Source organism: Bradyrhizobium genosp. SA-3 (assembly GCF_004212635.1).
In the GTDB taxonomy this organism is placed as follows: Bacteria; Pseudomonadota; Alphaproteobacteria; order Rhizobiales; family Xanthobacteraceae; genus Bradyrhizobium.
The window spans coordinates 1-23,797 of the sequence record NZ_PSRT01000129.1 but is presented as its reverse complement, the minus strand read 5'-3'; the positions used below and the strand labels follow the sequence as shown (position 1 = coordinate 23,797).

22 protein-coding genes and 1 pseudogene are annotated in these 23,797 nt (G+C 65.2%); 7 read left to right on the top strand and 16 right to left on the bottom strand.

Translation table 11 applies throughout. From position 1 onward, the window contains the following. Positions 1-270: 270 nt before the first annotated feature. The 12 genes from CWO91_RS33095 to CWO91_RS33040 form a co-directional block, all read right to left on the bottom strand. Positions 271-2,391 (bottom strand): sodium-translocating pyrophosphatase, encoded by a 2,121-nt coding sequence (locus CWO91_RS33095; protein WP_130219721.1) that lies wholly within the window; start codon positions 2,389-2,391, stop codon positions 271-273. Between the two features lie 233 nt (positions 2,392-2,624). Further along, entirely contained in the window at positions 2,625-3,626 is a 1,002-nt protein-coding gene (gene thiL, locus CWO91_RS33090; RefSeq protein ID WP_130219720.1) for a thiamine-phosphate kinase, read from the bottom strand. Positions 3,627-3,742: 116 nt separating this feature from the next. Beyond that, positions 3,743-4,240, bottom strand: coding sequence for a transcription antitermination factor NusB (gene nusB, locus CWO91_RS33085; RefSeq protein WP_091893270.1), 498 nt, complete (start codon positions 4,238-4,240; stop codon positions 3,743-3,745). A 3-nt stretch (positions 4,241-4,243) separates the two neighbouring features. Continuing rightward, positions 4,244-4,735, bottom strand: coding sequence for a 6,7-dimethyl-8-ribityllumazine synthase (ribH, locus tag CWO91_RS33080; protein ID WP_130219719.1), 492 nt, complete (start codon positions 4,733-4,735; stop codon positions 4,244-4,246). An 89-nt stretch (positions 4,736-4,824) separates the two neighbouring features. Further along, the gene (locus CWO91_RS33075; protein WP_130219718.1) at positions 4,825-5,433 is read right to left on the bottom strand and encodes a riboflavin synthase; all 609 of its coding nucleotides are present in this window, start codon (positions 5,431-5,433) and stop codon (positions 4,825-4,827) included. After that, positions 5,433-6,581 (bottom strand): bifunctional diaminohydroxyphosphoribosylaminopyrimidine deaminase/5-amino-6-(5-phosphoribosylamino)uracil reductase RibD, encoded by a 1,149-nt coding sequence (gene ribD / locus CWO91_RS33070; RefSeq protein ID WP_130219717.1) that lies wholly within the window; start codon positions 6,579-6,581, stop codon positions 5,433-5,435. Before ribD ends, CWO91_RS33075 begins: the two co-directional genes overlap by 1 nt. Continuing rightward, a complete protein-coding gene (gene nrdR, locus CWO91_RS33065; protein ID WP_011087793.1) occupies positions 6,578-7,060 on the bottom strand; it encodes a transcriptional regulator NrdR in 483 nt (160 codons plus the stop codon). The genes ribD and nrdR overlap by 4 nt, the downstream gene beginning before the upstream one ends. A gap of 15 nt (positions 7,061-7,075) precedes the next feature. Further along, entirely contained in the window at positions 7,076-8,374 is a 1,299-nt protein-coding gene (gene glyA / locus CWO91_RS33060) for a serine hydroxymethyltransferase (RefSeq protein ID WP_130219716.1), read from the bottom strand. 267 nt (positions 8,375-8,641) lie between these two features. Further along, complete coding sequence (locus tag CWO91_RS33055) at positions 8,642-8,863, bottom strand: hypothetical protein (protein WP_130219715.1); 222 nt, start codon at positions 8,861-8,863, stop codon at positions 8,642-8,644. Between the two features lie 37 nt (positions 8,864-8,900). Further along, the gene (locus tag CWO91_RS33050) at positions 8,901-9,137 is read right to left on the bottom strand and encodes a hypothetical protein (protein ID WP_130219722.1); all 237 of its coding nucleotides are present in this window, start codon (positions 9,135-9,137) and stop codon (positions 8,901-8,903) included. Positions 9,138-9,337: 200 nt separating this feature from the next. Next, positions 9,338-9,856 carry a transcriptional regulator LdtR gene (ldtR, locus tag CWO91_RS33045; RefSeq protein WP_091893258.1) on the bottom strand — a complete coding sequence of 173 codons (519 nt, stop codon included), beginning with the start codon at positions 9,854-9,856 and terminating at the stop codon, positions 9,338-9,340. Positions 9,857-10,387: 531 nt separating this feature from the next. After that, a complete protein-coding gene (locus CWO91_RS33040; protein WP_130219714.1) occupies positions 10,388-10,885 on the bottom strand; it encodes a DUF6163 family protein in 498 nt (165 codons plus the stop codon). Between the two features lie 123 nt (positions 10,886-11,008). Here CWO91_RS33040 and hemB point away from each other — a divergent pair, with 123 nt between their 5' ends. The 3 genes from hemB (at position 11,009) to CWO91_RS33025 (ending at position 13,662) form a co-directional block, all read left to right on the top strand. Next, positions 11,009-12,070, top strand: a complete 1,062-nt coding sequence (hemB, locus tag CWO91_RS33035) for a porphobilinogen synthase (RefSeq protein ID WP_130219713.1) — start codon at positions 11,009-11,011, stop codon at positions 12,068-12,070. Between the two features lie 165 nt (positions 12,071-12,235). Next, positions 12,236-12,775, top strand: a complete 540-nt coding sequence (locus CWO91_RS33030) for an RDD family protein (protein ID WP_165405888.1) — start codon at positions 12,236-12,238, stop codon at positions 12,773-12,775. A 110-nt stretch (positions 12,776-12,885) separates the two neighbouring features. Next, positions 12,886-13,662 carry an arginyltransferase gene (locus tag CWO91_RS33025; protein ID WP_130219711.1) on the top strand — a complete coding sequence of 259 codons (777 nt, stop codon included), beginning with the start codon at positions 12,886-12,888 and terminating at the stop codon, positions 13,660-13,662. Positions 13,663-13,784: 122 nt separating this feature from the next. On the opposite strand, the gene CWO91_RS33020 is transcribed toward CWO91_RS33025, so the two are convergent. Next, the gene (locus CWO91_RS33020) at positions 13,785-15,137 is read right to left on the bottom strand and encodes an Nramp family divalent metal transporter (RefSeq protein WP_130219710.1); all 1,353 of its coding nucleotides are present in this window, start codon (positions 15,135-15,137) and stop codon (positions 13,785-13,787) included. 167 nt (positions 15,138-15,304) lie between these two features. Here CWO91_RS33020 and CWO91_RS33015 point away from each other — a divergent pair, with 167 nt between their 5' ends. Beyond that, positions 15,305-16,549: an MFS transporter gene (locus CWO91_RS33015; protein WP_130219709.1), complete on the top strand. Its 1,245-nt coding sequence runs from the start codon at positions 15,305-15,307 to the stop codon at positions 16,547-16,549. A 107-nt stretch (positions 16,550-16,656) separates the two neighbouring features. Here the strand turns inward: CWO91_RS33015 and CWO91_RS33010 are convergent, their stop codons facing one another. Then, a complete protein-coding gene (locus CWO91_RS33010; protein WP_130219708.1) occupies positions 16,657-17,916 on the bottom strand; it encodes an adenylate/guanylate cyclase domain-containing protein in 1,260 nt (419 codons plus the stop codon). Positions 17,917-18,088: 172 nt separating this feature from the next. Here CWO91_RS33010 and CWO91_RS33005 point away from each other — a divergent pair. After that, positions 18,089-19,245: pseudogene (locus CWO91_RS33005) on the top strand (MFS transporter). A 55-nt stretch (positions 19,246-19,300) separates the two neighbouring features. On the opposite strand, the gene CWO91_RS33000 reads toward CWO91_RS33005, so the two are convergent. Both CWO91_RS33000 and dmeF read right to left on the bottom strand, forming a co-directional pair. Next, on the bottom strand, positions 19,301-20,131 hold the full coding sequence (locus CWO91_RS33000; protein ID WP_130219707.1) for an N-acyl homoserine lactonase family protein: 831 nt from the start codon (positions 20,129-20,131) through the stop codon (positions 19,301-19,303). Positions 20,132-20,210: 79 nt separating this feature from the next. Beyond that, entirely contained in the window at positions 20,211-21,197 is a 987-nt protein-coding gene (gene dmeF, locus CWO91_RS32995) for a CDF family Co(II)/Ni(II) efflux transporter DmeF (RefSeq protein WP_130219706.1), read from the bottom strand. A 196-nt stretch (positions 21,198-21,393) separates the two neighbouring features. Here dmeF and CWO91_RS32990 point away from each other — a divergent pair, with 196 nt between their 5' ends. Both CWO91_RS32990 and chrA read left to right on the top strand, forming a co-directional pair. Beyond that, complete coding sequence (locus CWO91_RS32990; protein WP_130219705.1) at positions 21,394-22,212, top strand: chromate resistance protein ChrB domain-containing protein; 819 nt, start codon at positions 21,394-21,396, stop codon at positions 22,210-22,212. Further along, complete coding sequence (chrA, locus tag CWO91_RS32985) at positions 22,212-23,597, top strand: chromate efflux transporter (RefSeq protein WP_130219704.1); 1,386 nt, start codon at positions 22,212-22,214, stop codon at positions 23,595-23,597. The genes CWO91_RS32990 and chrA overlap by 1 nt, the downstream gene beginning before the upstream one ends. Positions 23,598-23,797 lie beyond the last annotated feature (200 nt).

Below are 23,797 nucleotides of genomic sequence, written 5' to 3'. Positions count from 1 at the left end.
AGGGCGCCGCTCTCAGCATGAGCTTCCTGCTATGCTGCTGTTGGCGCGGTCGCCTCATGCAGATGGCCGTCTATGCCGGCTTCCCGGCGGCCCTCAACGGCCTGTTCGCAGCGAAGGAGGTATTTGCGCAAAGAGCCGAGGACGGATCGGAGCCGAAAGCCTGAAGCTCGTCCGTCGAACCCTGTTTTGTCGTGCAGCCTGACTGCGCTGCCCCTGACAAAAAGCCCCGCGGCTTTCGCCGCGGGGTTATCTTGAGCCTCTGTTCGCAGTTCAGTGCGCCAGGATTGCCAGCAGCAGCAAGGCCACGATGTTCGTGATCTTGATCATCGGGTTCACTGCGGGGCCGGCCGTGTCCTTGTAGGGATCGCCGACGGTGTCGCCGGTCACCGCGGACTTGTGGGCATCAGAGCCCTTGCCGCCGAAATGGCCGTCCTCGATGTACTTCTTGGCGTTGTCCCAGGCGCCGCCGCCCGACGTCATGGAGATCGCGACGAACAGGCCCGTCACGATCACGCCGAGCAGCATCGCGCCGACCGCCGAGAATGCCGCCGACTTGCCGGCCACCCCGCCGCCCGCGATCGTGTAGATCAGGAAGTAGACGACGATCGGCGACAGCACCGGCAGCAGCGAGGGGATGATCATCTCCTTGATCGCCGCGCGGGTGAGCAGGTCGACCGCCTTGCCGTAGTCGGGCTTGTCGGTGCCCTGCATGATGCCCGGCTTCTCGCGGAACTGACGGCGGACTTCCTCGACGATCGCGCCGGCCGCACGGCCGACGGCCGTCATGCCCAATGCGCCGAACAGATACGGCAAGAGGCCGCCGAACAACAGACCCACCACCACGTAGGGATTGTTGAGCGAGAAGTCCGGATTGACGCCGGCGAAGTAGGGATGCTGCGCAGAGTCCGCAACGAAGAACTTGAGGTCCTGGTTGTAGGCCGCGAACAGCACCAGGGCACCGAGACCGGCCGAGCCGATCGCGTAGCCCTTGGTCACCGCCTTGGTGGTGTTGCCGACCGCGTCGAGCGCGTCGGTGGACTTGCGCACCTCCTTGGGCAGTCCCGCCATCTCGGCAATGCCGCCGGCATTGTCGGTGACCGGGCCGAAAGCGTCGAGGGCGACGATCATGCCGGCCAGCGCCAGCATGGTGGCGGTCGCGATCGCGATGCCGAACAGCCCGGCGAGGCTGTAGGTGACCAGGATGCCGGCGATGATCACCATCGCGGGCAGCGCGGTCGCTTCCATCGAGACGGCGAGGCCCTGGATCACATTGGTGCCGTGGCCGGTGACCGAGGCCTGGGCGATCGACTTCACCGGACGGTAGTCGGTGCCGGTGTAGTATTCGGTGATCCAGATGATCAGCGCCGTGACGACGAGACCGACCACGCCGCATTCGAACAGCGCCATGCCGGTGAAGTCGACGCCCTCGAGCTTGCCGAAGCCGATCAGGTAGTAGATCACCAGCGCGATGCCGATCAACGACAGGATGCCGGTCGCGATCAGGCCCTTGTAGAGCGCGCCCATGATCGACTGGCTCGGTCCGAGCTTGACGAAGAAGGTGCCGACGATCGAGGTGATGATGCAGATGCCGCCGATCGCGAGCGGCAGCGTCATCATGTTGGCGAGGATCGGCGTCTTGGCGAAGAAGATCGCCGCCAGCACCATGGTGGCGACCGCGGTCACCGCATAGGTCTCGAACAGGTCGGCGGCCATGCCGGCGCAGTCACCGACATTGTCGCCGACGTTGTCGGCGATGGTGGCGGGATTGCGCGGATCGTCCTCGGGGATGCCGGCCTCGACCTTGCCGACGAGGTCGCCGCCGACGTCCGCACCCTTGGTGAAGATACCGCCGCCAAGACGGGCGAAGATCGAGATCAGCGAGGCGCCGAAGCCGAGCGCCACCATGGCGTCGACCACGGTGCGGCTGTCGGGCGCGAGCTTCAGCGAATGGACCAGGAAGCCGAAATAGAGGGTGACGCCGAGCAGCGCGAGACCGGCGACCAGAAGGCCGGTGATGGCGCCCGCCTTGAAGGCGAGCTCGAGGCCGCCGGCGAGCGAGGTCGTCGCGGCCTGGGCGGTGCGCACATTGGCGCGGACCGAGACGTTCATACCAATGAAGCCGGCCGCCCCCGACAGGACGGCGCCGATGGCAAAACCGATCGCGACATAGACCCCGAGGAAATAGGCAAGCAGCAAGAAGATGACGATGCCGACAAGACCGATCGTGGTGTACTGGCGCCGCAGATACGCCTGCGCGCCTTCGCGCACGGCTCCTGCGATCTCCTGCATGCGCGGCGTCCCCGCATCCGCGCCTAACACCGAAGACGTCGCCCAAATCGCGTAGACGACGGAAAGCACTCCGCAGAGCACTATCAACCATAATGCTGTCATGTGATTTTTTGCCTCAGATCCTTGATGTACCCCCGGCGCCTTTTGTTGTCCGTCGTGCGGTGCGGCGCCTTGATTTTGAACAAAGCCGCCCCTTGCCCGAAGGGGCGGCCCCAGTCGGTCGCGAGCTTGCCAAAATCAAATTAAGGGTGCAACGCCGGATAAGGCCGAAACGGCCGATCTCGGCAGGTATTTAGGCCAGTCCGGAGAACTAAGATGCCGGTTTGGATCAATTCCTAGAAGTGGCTGTACGACAGCCGCTTCAAGGTCAGTTCCTGGCCCTGCCCGTCCAGGAAGCGCGGTGGCGCCCCGCCCTCGATGATCGTGCCAATGGCGGTGACGGCAAGGCCTGCCGTCCGCCCGGCTGCGATCAACGCATCGCTTTGTGCCGGCGGAACGGTGCACAGCACCTCGTAATCGTCGCCGCCCGCCAGCAGCATCTCGACGCCAACGACCTTGCGCGCGATCAGGCCTGCCGCGGCAGCTGAGAGCGGCACGTTCGCCACCTCGACCGTGGCCGAGACGCCCGATGCCGCACAGAGCTTTGTCAGATCGCCCGCGAGCCCGTCGGAGACGTCCATCGCAGCGGTTGCGTGATCGCGCACGGCCTGCGCCAGCACATTGCGCGGCTGCGGCACGCGATAGCGCGAGACCAGAAAATCCCGTGCAGCGGGATCGGATCTCAGCGCGCCGGCCGCGGCGCCGCCCCCGAGCACGTCGAGGCCGAGCGCAGCATCGCCGATCGTGCCCGTCACCAGGATGCGGTCCCCCGGCCGTGCGCCGGTGCGGCCGACCATCCGTCCCGGCGCCACGCGGCCGAAGGCGGTGATCGAGACCATCTGCGGTCCTGGGGTCGAGACCGTGTCGCCGCCGAGCAGCGGGCACGCGAAGCTCTTGGCGTCCTCGCCGAGCGCATCCGCGAACGGCCTGAGCCAGGCATCCTCCTTGCTGCGCAATGCCAGCGTCAGCACGAAGCCGGTCGGCACCGCTCCTTTGGCCGCGAGATCGGACAAGTTCACCCGCAGCGCCTTGTGCGCGATGGTGTCAGGCGGATCGGTGGCAAGATAATGCACCCCCTCCACCACCGCGTCGGTGGTGACGACGATGTCCTCGCCAGCCGATCTCAGGATAGCGGCATCATCGACCAGCCCGAACGCGCCGGGATCGGTCGCCAGCGGCTTGAAATAGCGCGCGATGAGGGAGTCTTCGCCGGAAACTGGTTTGCTGCCGCTGGACATCAGCCCGATCCGTCATCTTCCGGCGTCATTGCGAGCGAAGCGAAGCAATCCAGACTGCCTCCGCGGAAAAAGTCTGGATTGCTTCGTCGCTGCGCTCCTCGCAATGACGACCTCACCTACCCCCGCCCGAACTCGTCACCGCGAAACTGGCGGCCAATCTGGTCGAGCACCGCGTTGACCATACCAGTCTCCTCGCGATCGACGAAGGCATTGGCGACGTCGACATATTCGGAGATCACCACGCGACCTGGCACATCCTTGCGATGCTCCAATTCGTAGGCTCCTGCGCGCAGCACCGCGCGCAGGATCGCCTCGATCCGCTTCAAGGGCCAGCCCTTCGACAGCGCCTCGTCGATCAGCGGATCGAGCTTCTTCTGGTCGCGCACGACGCCGGAGACGACATCGCGGAAGAAGGCGGCCTCCGCCGGCAGGTATGTGTCGCCCTCGACCTCGTTGCCGAGCCAATGGCTCTCGAACTCGGCAAAAATGTCGTTGATGCCGGCGCCGGCGATGTCCATCTGGTAGAGCGCCTGCACAGCGGCAAGCCGCGCCGCGCCGCGGCGGTTCGCCTTCTTCTCCGGAGCGCCCGCCGGCTTTTTGTTGTTGTCGGCCATGGCTCAGGCCTGCGCCAGGCGGCGTTTGATGCGCAGCATCGCAAGCGCGGCACGTGCGGCATCGCCGCCCTTGTTGAGCTCGCTGGCGCGTGCCCGCGCCCAGGCCTGCGCCTCGGTGTTGACGGTGAGGATGCCGTTGCCGAGCGGCAGCTTTCGCGTCACCGCAAGGTCCATCAGCGCGCGAGAGGATTCCTGCGAGACGATCTCGAAATGGATGGTGTCGCCGCGGATCACGCAGCCGAGCGCAATCACCGCGTCATAGGGCTTGCCGTTCACCGCAGCCGCGTCGATCGCGATGGCAACTGCTGCCGGAATCTCCAGCGCGCCGGGAACCGTGATGACGTCATGGGTCAGGCCGGCCGCCTTCAGCTCGGCGACTGCGCCGTCCAGAAGCGCGTCCTGGAGATCGTCATAGAACCGCGCCTCGACAATCAGCGCGCGGGCGCCGGAAATGTCGGTCTGGTCCTTCAGGGGTGCGCGCCGCGCGTCTGCCATCGTTCAATCCGTTCTACAGTGGTCGGCGCGTTATGTAGTCGCCGCAGGCGGGTAAGCCAAGTTTTAAACCGTCGTTCCGGCTGCGCCGGTCACTTCATTTCCGTCAGCCGCGCCGCGTAGCGGGCCATCAGATCGACCTCGATATTGACCTCGTGCCCCGCCTTCCAGCCGCCGATCGTCGTCACCGTCAGCGTGTGCGGGATGATCAGCACCGAGAAAGTCACGTCTTTCACCGTATTGACGGTCAGCGAGACGCCGTCGAGCGTGATCGAGCCCTTGGTGGCGATGAAGCGCGCCAGCTCGCGCGTCGTCGAGAGCTCGAACCGCGCCATGTCGGGCAGGTCCTCCCGGCTGAGAAGCGTCGCGACGCCGTCGGCATGGCCGGCGACGATGTGGCCGCCGAGCTCGTCACCGATCTTGAGCGCCCGCTCGAGGTTGAGCTTTGTTCCGACCTTCCAGTGTTTTGCGGTCGTCAGCGCCAGCGTTTCGGCGGCGGCATCGACGTCGAACCAAGTCTTATTCCCCTCAACGCCGGAGGCGACCACGGTGAGGCAGACGCCGTTGCAGGCGATCGAGGCGCCGTCGGCAATAGTGGTCTGATCATAACGGCAGGCGATGCGCAAGCGGTGCAGCTGCCCCTGCGCTGTCGGCGTGAAGCCGACGATCTCGCCGATATCGGTGACAATGCCAGTGAACATTACGAGCGCTCGTAAACGGTGAGAGTATCCCTGTCGAATGTCTCGCTAGCATGAACCTTGTAGGCCTGCGACTGCGTGATTTTCGACAGGGGCAATGCATCGAGCGCATCGACGCCGCCAGCGCCCACCTCTTCCGCGCCGCGGAACAGCCAGATTTCGTCGACCAGGTCGGCCGCGACGAAGGACGCCGCAACACGGCTGCCGCCCTCGACCATCAGCCGCGTGATGCCTTTCTCGGCCAGCGCATGCAGCACGGCCGCAAGATCGAGCCCTGATGCACCGACCGGCGGCACTTGCAACATTTGCGCACCGGCCGCGCCAAGCCGCGTGGCGGCCGCGGCTTCGGCAAGGTCAGAACTCACCACCCAGAGCGGTGTCTCGCGCGCGGTGCGGACCAGCTTGCTCGCGCCGGGAATGCGCAGGCTCTGATCGACCACGACCCGCACCGGCGAGCGCGCCGCCATGCCCGGCAGGCGGCAGGTGAGCATCGGATCATCTGCCAACACCGTGCCGATGCCGACCAGGATGGCATCGCTCTGCGCGCGCAAGAGATGCACGCGATTGCGCACCGCCTCGCCGGTGATCGCAACCGGCTTGCCGCCGGCCGCGCCAATCTTGCCGTCAGGCGAGACCGCGAGCTTCAGGATCACGTGCGGACGCTTGTCCCGGATGCGGCGGAAATGGCCGGCGTGATCGAACGCGGCTTCCGCAGCGCATAGACCCACATCCACGACGATGCCGGCTGCCCGCAAACGCGCATGGCCCTGGCCAGCGACTTCAGGATTGGGATCCTCGATCGCGGCGACCACCCGCTTGATGCCGGCGGCGATCACCGCATCGGCGCAAGGCGGCGACTTGCCGAAATGCGAGCATGGCTCCAGCGTGACGTAGAGCGTGGCGCCGCGCGCCGCCTCGCCGGCCCGCAGCAAGGCCTCGGGCTCGCCATGCGGCCGCCCTCCGGGCTGCGTCCAGCCGCGGCCGACGATGATCCCGTCCTTGACGATGACCGCGCCGACGGCCGGGTTCGGCCAGGTGCGCCCCTGCCCGCGGCGCCCAAGCGAAAGCGCCAGCTGCATGAAGCGGAGATCGGCATCCTTGGCCTCGCGGGCCTTCTGCGCGAACTGATCCTCCAGGATGCGGAAGATCATTTGCGGATCGCGGCGAGCCGCGCTTCCTCCTCACCGGAGAGCTCACCGAGCACGTCGGCGAAATCCTTGGCCTCGCGGAAATTGCGGTAGACGGAGGCGAAGCGCACATAGGCGACGTCGTCGAGCGTACGCAGATGCTCCATCACGGTCTCGCCGATCACCTCGGAGGAGATCTCGGCCTCGCCGCCGGTCTCGAGCTCGCGCACGATGGTGGAGACCATCTTCTCCACCCGCTCCGGCTCGACCTGACGCTTGCGAAGTGAGATCTGCACCGAGCGCATCAGCTTGTCGCGGTCGAACGGCACGCGGCGGCCGTTGCGCTTGATCACCGTGAGCTCGCGCAGCTGCACGCGCTCGAAGGTGGTGAAGCGGAAATTGCAGGCGACGCACACGCGCCGCCTGCGGATGACGGAAGAGTCCTCGGTCGGACGCGAGTCCTTCACCTGCGTATCGAGACTGTTGCAGTTCGGGCAGCGCATCCGTGTACCTTGACCTTACTGGTAGATCGGGAACCGGTCGGTGAGCGCCTTGATCCGTTCCTTGATCGCAGCTTCCACGAGCGGCGCCTTGCCGTCGTCGGATTGCGCGATCGCGTTGAGGACCTCGGCGATCATGCCGCCGACCTGCTGGAATTCGGCAACACCGAAGCCGCGGGTGGTCGCGGCCGGAGTGCCGAGACGCAGGCCCGAGGTGACGAAGGGCTTTTCGGGGTCGAACGGAATGCCGTTCTTGTTGCAGGTGATGGCGGCGCGGACCAGCGCCTTCTCCGAGACGTTGCCCTTCAGGCCTTTCGGCCTGAGGTCAACGAGCATCAGATGGTTATCAGTACCGCCAGAGACAATATCGAAGCCGTGGCTCTTCATCGCCTCGGCCAACGCCTTGGCGTTCTCGACGACGTTCTTGGCATAGACCTTGAAGTCCGGACGCAGCGCCTCGCCGAAGGCAACCGCCTTCGCCGCGATCACATGCATCAGGGGGCCACCCTGGAGGCCCGGGAAAATCGCCCCGTTGAGCTTCTTGGTCAGCGTCTCGTCATTCCACAGCATCAGGCCGCCGCGCGGACCGCGCAGCGACTTGTGCGTCGTGGTGGTGGTGACGTGGGCATACGGCACCGGCGAAGCGTGCACGCCGCCGGCGACGAGGCCGGCGAAGTGCGCCATGTCGACCAAGAGATACGCGCCGACGCTGTCCGCGATTTCGCGGAAACGCTTGAAGTCCCAGGCGCGCGAATAGGCCGAGCCGCCCGCGACGATCAGCTTCGGCTTGACCTCTTCGGCCTGCTTGGCGACCGCGTCCATGTCGATGATCTGGTCCTCGCGGCGCACGGTGTAGTGCGCGGCCTTGAACCACTTGCCGCTCATGTTGACGGGCGAGCCGTGGGTGAGATGGCCGCCGGCCGCAAGATCAAGACCCATGAAGGTGTCGCCGGGCTGGAGCAGCGCCAGAAACACCGCCTGATTCATCTGGCTGCCGGAGTTCGGCTGCACGTTGGCGAAGTTGGCGCCGAACAGCTTCTTGGCGCGATCGATCGCAAGGTTCTCGGCGACGTCGACCCACTCACAACCGCCGTAGTAACGCGCGCCCGGATAGCCTTCCGCATATTTGTTGGTCATCACCGAACCCTGCGCTTCCAGCACGGCCCGGCTGACGATGTTCTCGGAAGCGATCAGCTCGACCTCATGGCGCTGCCGGCCGAGCTCGCCCTTGATGGCGGCGGCAATGTCCGGGTCGGCCTGCTCGAGCGAGGCGGTGAAAAACGAATCGGGCGCGGAGGCGGTTTTGGCTGAGGTCATCTTGCGAATATCTCCACCGCCGCAGCCTTTTGGCGGGCTACGGGCGGGTCTGGTGTGGCGGTCGGAAGCACGCGCGATCTACCACATCGCCCGCCCCCGGCCAAGCATTTGCGGGTCGGACCTGAGATTTATGCAAGATATGGTGGGGATTTGAGGTTTTCGGCGCTGGAGCGGTTTCATAGAACCGCTCCTCTGCGAATGTCCGGACTAGGACCGCTTTGGGCCTCACCTCGCGCCAACGGCCGCCGGCCCCCAGCCGGCGTCGATTCACAGCCCGGTATAGCCCGCCTTCACCGGGTCCACGCTGCCGTCGAGCTGCCGGAGATAGGTCAGGCCGCAGACCGTCAACCGGTGGGTGTCCTTCTCGCCGGCCTCCATCAACGTATTGAGATAGTTGGTGACCTTGGCCCGTGCCTCCTCGCTCGCCGCTGCGGTGCGGTTGGCGAGCAGGTCATAGGTCTGCATGATGCGGTCGATGGCGGCGTCCATGGCACCCTCTGGTTCTCTTGAATCTTGTGAGTTTTGATCAGGCAACCGCGCGGGCCTCGGACTGCGTCTCGAACCGGGCGATCGCCTTGTTGGCGAGCCTGATCTTGTTGAATTCGCCCTGCTGGAGCAGCTTGACGATGATCCTGAGCAGGCGCTCGTCGGTGACGAGGGAATCGGGAATCGCGCCGGAGCGGCGAAGGTAGTTCGCGGCAATGGCGTAGGCCTCGCTAACGAGTTCCACGTCCATCGCCTGAGGCCCGCGCTCGACCAGCATCAACATTCTCCGATCCGACGGAGATAAGCGCCGAGCCCGGAACTGGTTCCTCATCTGCGAGGTTTTTTTCGCAGGTGCAAAAAATACAAAACGCCCCGGTCCGGACGGAATCCGGGCCGGCGCGCTTGGGGAAGTCTAAGGCACGTTCGGAAAGGCTTGCCGGTCTTGTTGGGGGCCGGCTTGGCCTTGTCCCTTGGAACTCAGAGCCGGTACAGGATCTGGTCGGTCCAGAACCGCTCGAGACGGTGCAGCGACTTGTTGAGGGTCGAGAACTCCTCGCCGGAGATGCCGCCGACCTGCTCCACCGTCTTGACGTGCTTCTGGTAGAGCGCATCGACGATGCGGCGGACTTCGTGGCCCTGCGGGGTCAGGCGGATGCGCACCGAGCGGCGATCAACGCGCGAGCGCTGATGATCGAGGAAGCCGAGCTCGACGAGCTTCTTCAGATTGTAGGAGACGTTGGAGCCGAGATAGTAACCGCGTGTGCGCAGCTCGCCCGCGGTCAGCTCCTTGTCGCCGATGTTGTAGAGCAGGAGCGCCTGGACCGAGTTGATGTCCGCACGGCCGCGGCGATCGAATTCATCCTTGATCACGTCGAGGAGCCGGCGATGCAGCCGCTCCACCAGAGTCAAAGCTTCCAGATAGAGCGACTGCACCGAACCCTGCTGGCCGGAGACGCGCTCTGCGGTATCTGCCGCAGTTGCGACGGCTTTCATCATGACACTTCCCCTGTTGTCGTTTTTATCGACACTCATTCGACGAAACTTGTGTCCCGTCCGATAGGTGCAACTTAAGGGGCTCGTTTGAAGATCGGCTTAAATAAGAGAATAAAGAGATCATGAATTTAAGACAGTGAATTGCGGATTAAGCCTGTACCACAAGGACTTTTCGCAACCCTCTGTTGACCCTCGCAAGGTCCTGTTCACCCTCCGTCCGCCCCTATTGTCGCATTCCAGTACAGCCCCGCCCCGTTTCGAAACGGGCGCGTAACAGCTGTGGCGGAACAGGCTGGTCAACGAAAACTTACCGCAAATTTTAGGCAACCAACGGTCAACCAAGAGCAACACTCTCGTGTCCCGGACAAGCGTAGCGAAGCGGAGCGCAGAGCCGGGACCCAGGGGCCGAAGCGTAGATTGTTGAGAGATGGGCCCCGGCTCTGCAACGCATCACGCCACACTGGACGATGCTTCGCATCGCCAGGGGCCTGCTGCGTTGCGTCCGGGGCACGAGAGCATTGCCGCGAACAGGGACTACGGCGGTCGTTCCCGCGCAGCCATCCAGGCGAGCGCGAGATAGGCGGCGAGCATGAACGCTTCGACGCCGACCACAACCAGGCTGCCGCCGTAGATGCCGGGGAACATCAGCTCGATCACCGCCATCGACACCACGGTCGTCAGCCACACCACCGCGCCCCAGGGCGTCGCCAGCCATAGACCAACTGCAGCAACGAGCTCGATCACGGCGAAATAGACGGTCGCGGCCTGCCAGGCCATCGACTGGTTCTCGAAGGCCTCGTCCTCGCCACCGACGAAACCCGTCACTTGCGCCCAGTGATAGAGACCCTTCAGGATCGAGAGCAGCGCCATCACCCGCAGGAACAACACGAGCCGGCGCGTCCACACATTGTCATCTGACTGGGAGCGCTCCGACGAGATCGCCGCCACCGACATCGCGCTATCCCTGGCGCTGTCTCTGGCATTGTCCCTGGCGCTGTCGCGGGCCGCATCGCGGGTGGAGATCTCGGACATGGCCCCCTTCTGGCTGTTTCGCCCCGCAAAATCAATCGGCTGCCATCCCTTGCGGCAAATCAAGCCGCGGTGACGGGAACCATGCGAGCTGGTATAAGAATAATTCCAGCCGGAGGAAGAGTGATGGCGATCAAATACGGACGTCCGATCGAACTGCGCGAAGTTTCGCGCCGGGATGGCACGAGCGCCTCCCCTGCCCTCGATCTGACCGTCCGTCCACGCCGCAACCGCAAGGCCGAATGGGCCCGGCGCATGGTGCGCGAGAATGTCCTGACCACGGATGATCTGATCTGGCCGCTGTTCCTGATCGACGGCAGCAACAAGCGCGAGCAGGTCGCCTCGATGCCCGGCGTCGACCGCCTCAGCGTCGACCAGGCCGTGCGCGAGGCCGAGCGCGCCATGAAGCTCACCATCCCCTGCATCGCGCTGTTTCCCTATACCGACCCGTCGCTGCGCGACGAGGAAGGATCGGAAGCGACCAACCCGAACAATCTGGTCTGCCAGGCGGTGCGCGCGATCAAGAAGGAGTTTCCGGAGATCGGCATTCTCTGCGACGTCGCGCTCGATCCCTTCACCAGTCACGGCCATGACGGCCTGATCTCCGACGGCAAGATCTTGAACGACGAGACCGTCGCAGTGCTGGTGCGTCAGGCCCTGGTGCAGGCCGAGGCCGGCTGCGACATCATCGCACCCTCCGACATGATGGACGGCCGCGTCGCCGCGATCCGCGAGGGGCTCGATCGCTCAGGCCTGCTTGACGTGCAGATCATGGCTTATGCGGCCAAATATGCCTCGGCCTTCTATGGCCCGTTCCGCGATGCCATCGGCTCGGCCAAGACGCTCACCGGCGACAAGCGCACCTACCAGATGGACAGCGCCAACACCGATGAAGCACTGCGCGAGGTCGAGCTCGACATCGCCGAGGGCGCCGACATGGTGATGGTAAAGCCGGGCATGCCCTATCTCGACGTGGTCCGCCGCGTGAAGGACACCTTTGCGATGCCGACCTTCGCCTACCAGGTCTCCGGCGAATACGCGATGATCGCAGCCGCGGCCAATAACGGCTGGCTCGACGGCGACCGTGCCATGATGGAGAGCCTGCTCGCCTTCAAGCGCGCCGGCGCCGATGGTGTGCTGAGCTACTTCGCGCCGAAGGCCGCGGAGAAGCTGCGGAGCCAAGGATAAGGTGCCGTAGGGTGGGCAAAGTCGCGTAGCGACGTGCCCACCATTCCGGCAGCCCCCCGCCCCCGAATCGCCGGAATATTTCGGCTCGCTGACGCCCGCGCGCCCTTGGCATGCGGACGACCTGTTCCCATGTCCTGCCATGGGGGTTCGCTGGGAGAAACGGACATGTCGGACTCGGGCAATTCAGGCGCCTGGCGCAACGACGGCGGCATGCAGCCGCACGCCTACGATCCCTATCTGCATCCGGAACTGTTCCGCGGCGTTGCGACGCGGCGGGTGTTCGCCTTCCTGATCGACATGATCGTGATCTCGGTGCCGGTGATCTTCGGCTACATCTTCATCGCCCTGTTCGGCGTGGTGACGCTCGGCATCGGCTGGGCGCTGTTCTGGATCGCCTGGCCGGCCTCGGTGGTCTGGGCCATCGTCTATTACGGCGCCAGCATCGGCGGCCCTTCCTCCGCAACAGTGGGCATGCGCGTGATGGATCTGGAACTGCGCACCTGGTACGGCGCGCCCGGTTACTTCGTCCTCGGCGCCACCCATGCCGTGCTGTTCTGGGTGACGATCTCGTTCCTGTCGCCCTTCGTGGTGCTGGTCGGCCTGTTCAACGGCCGCCGTCGCCTGTTGCATGATTTCGTGCTTGGAACGGTCGTGATCAACAATTCGGTTCGCGTACCCGCGCCGCAGGCCGCAAGGACGTACTGATCAACGACCTATCAACCCGGACCTTCTAGACTGATCTGCCGAGCAGACCAATTGACCGGGAGCGTCCGTAGCGCGATGCTGAGATACAGTTCGGAGGCCCACGACGTCCCTTGACCCAGCACTCGCGCGATACCCCTCAATTTTACCTCACGGCGCCGTCCCCGTGCCCCTATCTGCCGGGCCGGCATGAGCGCAAGGTGTTTACGCACCTCGTAGGTGAGCGCGCCGGTGACCTCAACGACCTCCTGACCCATGGCGGATTCCGCCGCAGCCAGTCGATCGCCTACCGGCCAGCCTGCGACCAGTGCCGCGCCTGCGTCTCGGTCCGGGTCATCGCCAACGAGTTCCGGCCCTCCCGCAACTTCCGAAAAGTGCTGGCGCGCAACGCCGACATTATTGGCGAGCAGCGCAGCGCGGTGCCCACCTCCGAGCAATATTCGGTATTCCGCGCCTATCTCGATGCCCGCCATCGCCACGGCGGCATGGCCGACATGACCGTGCTCGACTACGCCATGATGGTCGAGGACAGCCATGTCGAGACCCGCATCATCGAGTACCGCAAGCGCGGCCCGGACAGCGGCCTCACCGGCCGCGGCGAAGAGCTGATCGCCGTGGCGCTGACCGATGTGCTCAGCGATGGCCTGTCGATGGTCTATTCGTTCTTCGAGCCGAGCCAGGTCAGCCGCTCGATGGGCACCTTCATGATACTCGACCACATCGCCCGCGCGCGGCGTCAGGGCCTGCCTTACGTCTATCTCGGCTACTGGATCGAGGGCTCGAAGAAGATGGACTACAAGGCCCGCTTCCTGCCGCAGCAGCGCCTCGCGCCCTCAGGCTGGCTGCGCATCGACGCGCAGGGGGATACAGCGTCCGAGCCGCAGGATTAGCTCACTGTCATGCCCCGCGAAGGCGGGGCTTCAGTACGCCGCGGCTTCTCGACTCAATCACAACGGTCTCTGGAACGATCGCCCGGTTAAACCGGGCGATGACAGAAAACATTGCGGCTACATCACCCGAACAGCGTATCCGCCAGCAGCTTCACGTTCAAAGTCACGATCACGCCTGCGACGATCCACGCGATCGCGGCGACGGACGTTGGAATCGCGAACTGCCCCATCTTGCGGCGGTCGGAGACGAAGCGCACCAGCGGGATCACGGCGAAGGGCAGCTGCATCGACAGCACGACCTGGCTGAACACCAACAGATCCGCCGTGCCGCGCTCGCCGTAGATTGCCGTGACGATGATCACCGGAATGATGGCGATGCCGCGCGTGAGCAGGCGGCGCGCCCAGCTCGGCAGACGCAGGTCGAGAAAGCCCTCCATCACGATCTGGCCGGCGAGCGTCGCCGTCACCGTCGAGTTGAGGCCCGAGGCGAGCAGCGCCACCGCGAACAACGTCGAGGCGATGCCGAGGCCGAGCAGCGGTGACAGCAGCTCAAAGGCCTGGCCGATCTCGGCCACGTCGGAATGGCCGCTCTTGTGGAATGTCGCGGCTGCCACGACGAGGATCGCGGCGTTGATGAACAGCGCCAGCATCAGGGCGATGGTGGAGTCCGTCGTCGCCCATTTGATCGCTTCGCGGCGGCCAGTGTCGTTGCGCTCGTAAGCGCGCGTCTGCACGATCGAGGAGTGCAGGTAGAGGTTATGCGGCATCACGGTCGCGCCGATGATGCCGATCGCGATGTAGAGCATGTCCGAGTTGGTGAAGATCTCGGTTTTCGGCACAAAGCCGCGCAGCACCTCAGCGACCGGCGGAGCCGCAGCCGCGATCTGGACCACGAAGCAGACCGCGATCACCGCCAGCAGCGCGATGACGAAGGCTTCGAGGAAGCGGAAGCCGCGGTTCATCAGGAGCAGCAGCAGGAAGGCGTCGAGCGCTGCGAGCAGCGCGCCGCCGATCAGCGGAATGCCGAACAGCAGTTTTAGCGCAATCGCGGTACCGATCACCTCGGCGAGATCGCAGGCGATGATCGCCGCCTCGCAGGCGATCCAGAGCAGGAAGTTCACCGCCGGCGAATAGGTGGCGCGGCAGGCCTGCGCGAGGTCGCGATCAGTGACGATGCCGAGCCGCGCCGCCAGCGACTGCAGCAGGATCGCCATCAGGTTAGAGAGCAGGATGACCGAGAGCAGCGTGTAACCGAACTTCGATCCGCCGGCGAGGTCGGTCGCCCAGTTGCCGGGATCCATGTAGCCGACCGAGACGAGGTAGCCCGGACCGACGAAGGCCAGCAGCCGCCGCCACCAGCGGCCGGCGGCCGGAATGGCGACGGTGGAATTGACCTCGGCGAGGCTCTTGGTGATGGGCGCGTCGGCACGCCAGCCGGCGGCGTCGGGCGTCAGGTGGGGTGATCGGGCATCCATACTGGCAGAATACCCATCTTTGTTCTTATTGCAACTCATTTGCAACTGCATCTAGCCGCACCGGTTCCACAGCGCGGACCGTGGCGGCCTCTTGTCGGGAAGCGGGTGGGTTCGGTGGGCCTCACGGGCGAACATTGGCGCAAATTCGCCCTTGCAGGATATGAGCCATGTCAACGCCCCCTCGCCTCCCTGACACCTTCAACCGCCTCGCCTGGTCGAACCTCGCGGCGCAATCGGCCGAGCAGATCGCGCTGGCCGCAGCGCCCATCGTCGCCGTGCTGACGCTAGGGGTCGCCGAAGGCCGGACCGGCCTGCTCCAGACCGCCCTCACCCTGCCTTTCGTCCTGTTCGCCATTCCCGCCGGCGTGCTCGCCGACCGCATCTCCCGCCGCTGGCTGATGGCAGGAGCCGAAGCGTTGCGGGCCGCCGCACTCGCGGCCATCGTGCTGTTGCTGGCGCTGGGCGCGCTCAATTTGCCGCTGCTGGCGTTGCTCGGCTTCGCTGCGGTGTGCGGCACTGTCGTCTACAGCGTGGCCGCGCCGGCGTTGGTGCCGTCGCTGGTGAGCTCGGACCTGTTGCCGGCGGCCAATGCGCGGATCGAGCTCGCGCGCACCATCGCCTTTGCGAGCGGCCCTGCGCTCGGCGGCGCGTTGGTGGGATGGTGGGGCGCAAGCCCGGCCTTCGGCTTTGCCGCCGCGCTCTCAGCCGTCGCAGTGGTGCTGCTCGCCGGCATCTACGAGCCTGCCCGCGCGCCGGCGCCGCAGCGCCACCCGTTCCAGGACATCCGCGAGGGCGCGGCCTTCGTGTTTCACCATCCGCTGCTGCGGCCGGTGTTCATCACCCAGTTCATCTTCAACACCGGATGGTTCGTGCAGATCGCGGTGTTCGTGCCCTACGCCGTGCGCCATCTCGGCCTGACCGCCGCCGGCGTCGGCACCGTGCTGACGATGTACGGCGTCGGCATGGTGATCGGCGCGCTGGTCGCCACGCGCGTGATGCAGCGCGTCGCGTTCGGCACCGTGGTCGGCCTCGGCCCTGTCACCGGTTTCGTCGCCGCGCTCGTGATGGCACTGACGGTGCTGGTCCCCTCGCCCTGGCTTGCGGCCTTGAGCTTCTTCCTGCTCGGCGTCGGGCCGATCCTGTGGGTGATCTCGACCACGACACTGCGCCAGTCGGTGACACCGCCGCGCCTCTTGGGGCGCGTCTCCGCCATCAACATCATGAGCTACGGCGCCCGCCCGCTCGGCTCGGCGCTGGGCGCAATCGTCGGCGGCATCTGGAGCGCGGAAGCCTGCCTCTATCTCGCCGCCGCCGTGTTCGGCATGCAGGCGCTGGTGATCCTGCTGTCACCGGCGGTGGCACTCGACCGGCAGCCGGACATGGTGGGCGATGAGGCGGTGGCGCGGTGTTAGCCAATCGTCATTGCGAGCGTAGCGAAGCAATCCAGACTGTCTCCGCTGAGGGATTCTGGATTGCTTCGCTTCGCTCGCAATGACGGAGTATGTTGAGACAGCCGAGCCTAACCCGCCAGATACCGCTCGTAGCTCCCCGTCACCGGCTCGCTGGCGTCGACGTCGGGATCGAGCGTGTAGAGATCCTGCGCGCGGCCGATGCCGCGCAGCGCGTAGCGGCCGGTGGAGACGAGATAGCGGCGCCCAGTGGCGTCGAGACCCTTGTAAAACTCCGACGACGCGAGCAGTTCGCGATCGACCGAGCGGCTCATCGAAGCGATGCGGCTGACTTCGTTGACGGTCGGGCCGACCACGGTGAAATCGAGCCGGTCCTCGCTGCCGATATTGCCGTAGAAGACCTCGCCGACATGCAGGCCGATATAGGCCGACGTGGTGGGACGGCCGTCGGCCGCCCGGCGCTTGTTCAAGGCAGTGATGTTCTTGCGAAACAGATGCTCGGCGCGCAGCGCGGCCCGACGCGCATCCGCCATATCCTCGCCCCAGAACATCGCGAGCACACCGTCGCCGATCAGCTTGAGGACGTCACCGCCGGCATCGTGGATGGCGTCGATCACGGCCTGCGCATAGTCGTTGAGGAACGGAATGATCTCGTCGGGACCGATGCTCTCGCTGATCCCGGTCGAGCCGCGCAGGTCCGAATACCAGAGCACGGCGTTGATGCGCTCGGTGACGCCGCGCGAGATGCGCCCGCGGAGCACTTGCTCGGAAGCGTCGCGGCCGAGATAGACGCGGCCGAGCGTGCGCACGATGTCGACCTGCTGCGCCGACTTGATCGCGAGACCAAGAACGGGGACGAGATCGCGCAGCGCGACCAGCTCGGATTCCGTAAAGCCGTCCTCGCGCCGCGTCGTCCAGTAGGAGTAGAGACAGTCCATCTGCCCGAGCGCGCCGGTCTCGCCGAATCGATGCACGAAAGCAAGAAAATGCCGATGGCCCTTTTCGGCGAGGTCGCCGATCTGCGAGAAATCGAGCGACGGGGCATCGGCAAGATCGATCACCATCTCGTCGTGCCCGTGCTCGAGCAGATGATAGAACACCGACCGGCGCCAGTTCTTGGCGGCGTCGCCCTCCGCGGTCGAACCGTATTCGATGACGTCGCTCTCGTTGGTTGGCGTATCGCTCCAGCGAAACGCGCGGCCCTCGTAGATCGGATGCAGCGTGTCGATGACCACGAGCCCGCGCGACAGGTCGAGCCCTTCGGCGCAGCAGCGCTCGCAGAAGCCGCGGAGCAGTTCGGGTTCAGGGAGGCCCGTAAGCCCCTGGCCGGCGACCCAGTTCATCAGTGAAAGGCGCGAACTTACTTGCATATGCCATTATGACGCGCATTCGTGACGAGCGAAAGGCGCGAGGGCCGACGTGACGCCAGGCTCCCGTCCCTTGCAGATCGAATATGTCGCAGGCGCGGTTGACGTGCTCGCCGCGCGCGCGGCAGATGCGGGCGATGATGACTTGGTCGGCCAGAATCGGACCCACGCGCAGATGAGCCAGCGCCAGCTTCCGATCATCCTGGCGCTCGGCACCACGCAGACCCTGGCCTGGGCTTCCAGCTATTATCTGCCGGCGCTGCTCGCCGATCCCATGGCGCACGACCTCGGCGTCTCCTCCAACTGGATCTTTGGCGCGTTCTCGGCTTCGCTCGTGATCGCGGCGATGCTCGGCCCGCGCATCGGACGGCAGATCGATCTCGTCGGCGGACGGCAGGTGCTTTCGGCCTCGAACCTGACCATCGCCGCCGGCCTCGTCCTGCTCGGGCTCTCGCAGTCCGTGGCGGTGATGGCGATCGCCTGGCTCGTGCTCGGCATCGGCATGGCGATGGGCCTCTATGACGCCGCCTTCGCCGCGCTCGGCCGCATCTACGGCACCGAGGCGCGCAGGCCCATCACCGGCATTACGCTGATGGCGGGCTTCGCCTCCACGGTCGGCTGGCCGCTCACCGCCTGGGGGCTGTCCCATATCGGCTGGCGCGAGACCTGCTTTGCCTGGGCCGCCGCCAACATCCTGATCGGCCTGCCCCTCAACTTCTTCATGCTCCCGGCGATCAAGGGCGCCAGGCAGGTCGCAGCGACCGCCGAAAAGCCGCACCTGCCGCTCGACCGCACCATGATCCTGCTCGCCTTCATCTTCGCCGCGGTATGGACCGTCACCGGCGCGATGGCCGCGCATTTCCCGCGCATCCTGGAGACGACGGGCGCAACGCCGGTCGAGGCCATCACGGCCGGCGCGCTGATCGGCCCGGCCCAGGTCGGCGCACGTATCCTCGAAGCCGGCGTGCTCAGTCGTTTCCATCCGCTGTGGTCGACGCGGCTCGCCTGCCTCACCCATCCGATCGGCGCCGTGGTCGTGGCGATCTTTGGCGGCGCTGCGGCGAGCGCGTTTGCGCTGTTCCACGGCTCCGGCAACGGCATCCTGACGATCGCGCGCGGCACGCTACCGCTCGCAATCTTCGGACCGAAAGACTTTGGCTACCGTCTCGGCATCATCGGCGCGCGGCGCGGATGGCGCAGGCGGTGGCGCCGCTCGCCTTCGGCCTGCTGATCGACGTCATGGGCGCCAAGGTGCTGATCGTCTCCTCCGCGCTCAGCCTCTCGGCGTTGGCAGCCCTGTTCCTGGTCCGCCCGGAGCGCCGCCCGGATTGACCGCGCCACAGCTTCTCGCGCAAGCGGCGATGACCGAAGACACCAGATCCGGATCTCAGTCGTAAAACTCCGGTGCCATCTTCTGGCTGTCGCGCTGGGCCTTGTCGTGGTTGATCCAAAGCTGCGCTTTTTCCTTGGCGAGCGTATCGGCGATCTTCTGCATCGAGGCCGCGCTCTGATCCTTGCTCACGTTCATGCTGGGCACACGGCGGTTGTCCCAATTGTCTTTGAAGTGCACGGCATCGCCCGTCAGGATCACCGCGCCGGTCTTCGGCAATTTCACCAGCAGCGACTGGTGTCCCGGCGTGTGGCCGGGCGTGGATAGAATGGTGACGCTGCCGTCGCCGAACACGTCCTTGTCGCCCGCCAGCAGTTCGACTGGGTGCGACGGCTTGAAGCGCGGCTCGTTATTGGCGGCGGGCCAATCATATTCGGCCTTCTGCACGTAGACCGTCGCCTGCGGGAACAGCTCGACATTGCCGGTGTGATCGGGATGCGTATGCGAAACCGCCATCGCCTTGATGTCGGCGGGCTTGACGCCGAGCTGCTCGATCTGGGCGGCAAGCGTCTTCGGCCGGCGCCAGGTGACGGCTTTGGGATCGGCGGGCACGAGACCATTCGGCATCGCGGCGACGGAATCGGCAATGCCGGTGTCCCACAGGAACCAGCCCTTGGCGTGTTTGATGAGATAGCAGGTGTCGACGAAGTCCATCGTCTTGCCTTCGTTCAGGCCGGGCGTCCAGCGCGAGATGTCGCCCGCGGTGCCCTCGCCGCAATTCAGCACGTAGAGCCTTTCGACGCCGGTCTTTTCCGATTGTGCCAGCGCTGAAGGGCTGGACAGAGCGAGTGCAGCAATGGCGAGCGCGAACTTCATCCTGGGCATCATTGTTGTTCCTCCGTACAGCCATGCAGGCTGCGACCGAGGATCAACCCCGGCCAGTTCCCAGAATTCCCGTAAAGCCCCATCAGTGCGGACAGGTCTCGACCTCGATCGTGACGTGGCTCAGCCCCTTCAGCCCCGCGAGCCGCCGCTTGTAGACGGCCGGCTGTTTCGGCTGGTCCGACACCACCGAGAGCAGCACGGCACAATGGCCGGGGCCGACCTGCCAGAGGTGCAGATCGGTGACGCGGTCGTCGCCGATTTCCATGCGCGCCCGGATCACCCGCTCCAGCTTCTCGTCGGCGCGCACGTCGAGCAGCACCGCACCTGATGACTTGATCAGGCCGAACGCCCAGCTCGCGATCATTGCGCTGCCGATCAGGCCGACGGCCGGATCGGCCCAGACCCAGCCTGAATACATCGCGACGACGAGTGCTGCGATCGCCAGCACCGAAGTCGCCGCGTCCGCCATGACATGCACATAGGCAGCACGAAGATTGTTGTCGTGATGATGATGGCGGTGATGGCCATGATGATCATGGTCGTGATCAGGATCGTCGTGATCATCATGCGCATGGCCATGGCCGTGATCATGGCCGTGATGGTGGTGATCGTGGCTGCCGCGCAAAAGCCACGCGCTGGCGAGATTGACGCACAGGCCGAGCGTGGCGACCGCGATCGCCTCGCCAAAGACGATCGGCACCGGCGTGATCAGCCGCAGCACGCTCTCATAAGCGATCTCGACCGCGATCAGGCCCAGGATGATCGCGCTGGAGAAGGCGGCGAGATCGCCGAACTTGCCGGTGCCGAAGGTAAAATGCGCATTTCCGAGGTGCTGGCGCGCGAAACGATACGCGAACGCCGCAATGCCGAGCGCGGCCGCATGCGTTCCCATGTGCCAGCCGTCGGCGAGCAGCGCCATGGAACCGAACAGCGAGCCGGCGACGATCTCACCGACCATCATGACCAGCGTCAGGACGACCACGAGCCAGGTGCGCCGCTCGTTCTCCTCGTGCTTGTCGCCGAGGAAGGCGTGATCGTGGGTCCATTGCTCGATGGAGTGCGAGTGCATCGAATTCTCCAGAAAATTCAGGTCTGTCGGCGCGCAGTATAGACTGCCGGAGTCCGATTTTCTAAGGCCCAATCGTCCAATGGATTGACAGTCCTGCTTAGTTTCGCTGTAATCTGGCCATGGGGATTTGAGCGATCTCCCCACGAGGCGACATGCCCAAGTATCGCGTCCCGTTCGGTTTTTGCGAGGACGCATCGTGTCTACTTTCACGACCATATCATCCGACAAATTGGCGCGCCTGATCGGCACAGCCAATGCCCCTGTACTTATCGATGTTCGGACCGAGGAGGATTTTGCCGCTGATCAGCGGCTGATCCCCGGCTCGATCAAGCTCAGCCACGACGAGGTCCAGGACTGGGGCCGCGACTTCGCCGGCCGCCGGGCGATCGTCGCCTGCCTGCGCGGTGAAAAGCTCGCACAGGGCACGGCGGCTTGGCTGCGCCAGCTCGGCGTCCGGGCCGAGACGCTGGACGGCGGCTTCGAGGGTTGGAAGGCAGCCAAGCTGCCGCTGCTGGATACGCGCAAGCTGCCGCCGCGTGATGCCAGGGGGCGCACCGTCTGGGTCACGCGGGCGCGGCCGAAGATCGACCGCATCGCCTGCCCCTGGCTGATCCGCCGCTTTGTCGATCCCAACGCGGTGTTCCTGTATGTGACACCGTCCGAGGTGGTCGGCGTCGGCGAGCGGTTCAATGCAGCTCCCTTCGACATCGAGAACGTGTTCTGGAGCCACCGCGGCGAGCTCTGCACCTTCGACGTCATGATCGAGGAGTTCGGGATCGCATCGCCGGCCCTGCTCCGGCTCGCGACGCTGGTGCGCGGCGCCGACACCGCGCGGCCTGATCTTGCGCCGGAGGCGCCGGGCCTGCTCGCGGCCTCGCTCGGACTGTCGCGCATGTATGACGACGACCTCGAGCAGCTCGAAGCCGGCATGCTGCTCTACGACGCCTTCTACCGCTGGTGCCGCGATGCCACGGCCGAGACCCACAACTGGCCGACCAACAAGGTGAAGGCGTAATGGATACCCGTAACGTTAAAGCAGGAGCTGACGCCGGTCATGGCGTCAGCTTCAATGAGGCCTTTCGCGTCTGGCTCCGTGTCGCGTCCTTGAGCTTCGGTGGGCCCGCCGGCCAGATCGCGGTGATGCATCGTATCCTGGTCGAGGAGAAGAAGTGGATCTCCGAAGGCCGTTTCCTGCATGCGCTGAACTACTGCATGCTGCTGCCGGGACCGGAGGCGCAGCAGCTCGCGACCTATGTGGGCTGGCTGATGCATCGCACCGCCGGCGGTCTGATGGCGGGCGGGCTGTTCATCCTGCCCGGCATCATCGCCATCATGGGCCTCAGCTACGTCTACGCCGCCTACGGTAATGTCAGCTTCGTCGAGGCGCTGTTCTTCGGGCTGAAAGCCGCCGTGCTCGCCATCGTCGTCGAGGCTGTGGTGAGGGTCGGCAAGCGCGCGCTCAAAAATCGTATCATGATCGCGCTCGCGGCCGCGGCCTTCGTCGCGATCTTCTTCCTCGCGGTGCCGTTCCCGATCATCATCATCGCCGCCGGTATCATCGGCTATGCCGGCGCTCGAGGTGGCCGTCCGGAATTCGCGCCGGCCGGTCACGGCCATGGCGGCAACGACGCTGCAATCGACAGCATGCTCGGCGAAGCCGTGCCGGAGCATGTGCGTCCAAACACCGGGCGCACGATCCGCGTCGGCGCGTTGTGGCTTGCGCTCTGGCTCGTACCAGTCGTGGCCCTGCTCGCTGCCTTCGGTCAGGCCAACGTCTTCAGCCAGATCGCGCTGTTCTTCTCAAAGATGTCGCTGGTCACCTTCGGCGGCGCCTATGCCGTGCTGGCCTATGTCGCGCAGCAGGCGGTCGAGCATTATCACTGGCTCAAGCCGCACGAGATGCTGGACGGCCTCGGCATGGCCGAGACCACGCCGGGCCCGCTGATCATGGTGCTCCAGTTCGTCGGCTTCATGGCGGCCTATCGCGACGCAAGCGGCCTGTCGCCGATGCTGGCGGCAACGTTCGGCGGATTGCTCGCGACCTGGGTCACCTTCACGCCCTGCTTCCTCTGGATCTTCGTCGGCGCCCCCTACATCGAGCGCCTGCGTGGCAACACGGGATTGGCCGGCGCGCTCAGCGCGATCACCGCCGCGGTGGTCGGCGTGATCCTGAACCTCTCGATCTGGTTCGCGCTGCACACGCTGTTCCGCGAGACCGTGCCGGTGCATGCGTTTCCGTTCGACTTCGATAGGCCGGTGCTGACGAGCGTCGATGTTCCGGCGCTGGTGCTGTCGATCGCGGCCGCCACCGCGATCTTCCGCTTCAAGCTCGGCATGCTCACGGTGCTTGCGGGCAGCAGCGCCGCCGGCGTGGCGCTACGGCTGGCGGGGGTAATCTAGGGCGCGGTTAGCAAGAGAAACGAATGTTTCGCGCCGAGCGATGCTCCCCATGACCACGCGCGGAAGTATGGCTGACTTCGCTAGGATCAGCCATCCAGTAGCGCTGCCATCCGTTGTCGATCGACGATGCTGGGGTCTTGCGGCAATTGACAGCCGTCCAACTCGGCCAGTTTTGCGGCTACATGCGGTCTAGCGATGAC

Coding starts and splice junctions, on each gene's coding strand:
- CWO91_RS33095 (WP_130219721.1), bottom strand. CDS start 2,391: ATGACAGCATTATGGTTGATAGTGCTCTGCGGAGTGCTTTCCGTCGTC.
- thiL (WP_130219720.1), bottom strand. CDS start 3,626: ATGTCCAGCGGCAGCAAACCAGTTTCCGGCGAAGACTCCCTCATCGCG.
- nusB (WP_091893270.1), bottom strand. CDS start 4,240: ATGGCCGACAACAACAAAAAGCCGGCGGGCGCTCCGGAGAAGAAGGCG.
- ribH (WP_130219719.1), bottom strand. CDS start 4,735: ATGGCAGACGCGCGGCGCGCACCCCTGAAGGACCAGACCGACATTTCC.
- CWO91_RS33075 (WP_130219718.1), bottom strand. CDS start 5,433: ATGTTCACTGGCATTGTCACCGATATCGGCGAGATCGTCGGCTTCACG.
- ribD (WP_130219717.1), bottom strand. CDS start 6,581: ATGATCTTCCGCATCCTGGAGGATCAGTTCGCGCAGAAGGCCCGCGAG.
- nrdR (WP_011087793.1), bottom strand. CDS start 7,060: ATGCGCTGCCCGAACTGCAACAGTCTCGATACGCAGGTGAAGGACTCG.
- glyA (WP_130219716.1), bottom strand. CDS start 8,374: ATGACCTCAGCCAAAACCGCCTCCGCGCCCGATTCGTTTTTCACCGCC.
- CWO91_RS33055 (WP_130219715.1), bottom strand. CDS start 8,863: ATGGACGCCGCCATCGACCGCATCATGCAGACCTATGACCTGCTCGCC.
- CWO91_RS33050 (WP_130219722.1), bottom strand. CDS start 9,137: ATGCTGGTCGAGCGCGGGCCTCAGGCGATGGACGTGGAACTCGTTAGC.
- ldtR (WP_091893258.1), bottom strand. CDS start 9,856: ATGATGAAAGCCGTCGCAACTGCGGCAGATACCGCAGAGCGCGTCTCC.
- CWO91_RS33040 (WP_130219714.1), bottom strand. CDS start 10,885: ATGTCCGAGATCTCCACCCGCGATGCGGCCCGCGACAGCGCCAGGGAC.
- hemB (WP_130219713.1), top strand. CDS start 11,009: ATGGCGATCAAATACGGACGTCCGATCGAACTGCGCGAAGTTTCGCGC.
- CWO91_RS33030 (WP_165405888.1), top strand. CDS start 12,236: ATGTCGGACTCGGGCAATTCAGGCGCCTGGCGCAACGACGGCGGCATG.
- CWO91_RS33020 (WP_130219710.1), bottom strand. CDS start 15,137: ATGGATGCCCGATCACCCCACCTGACGCCCGACGCCGCCGGCTGGCGT.
- CWO91_RS33015 (WP_130219709.1), top strand. CDS start 15,305: ATGTCAACGCCCCCTCGCCTCCCTGACACCTTCAACCGCCTCGCCTGG.
- CWO91_RS33010 (WP_130219708.1), bottom strand. CDS start 17,916: ATGCAAGTAAGTTCGCGCCTTTCACTGATGAACTGGGTCGCCGGCCAG.
- CWO91_RS33000 (WP_130219707.1), bottom strand. CDS start 20,131: ATGATGCCCAGGATGAAGTTCGCGCTCGCCATTGCTGCACTCGCTCTG.
- dmeF (WP_130219706.1), bottom strand. CDS start 21,197: ATGCACTCGCACTCCATCGAGCAATGGACCCACGATCACGCCTTCCTC.
- chrA (WP_130219704.1), top strand. CDS start 22,212: ATGGATACCCGTAACGTTAAAGCAGGAGCTGACGCCGGTCATGGCGTC.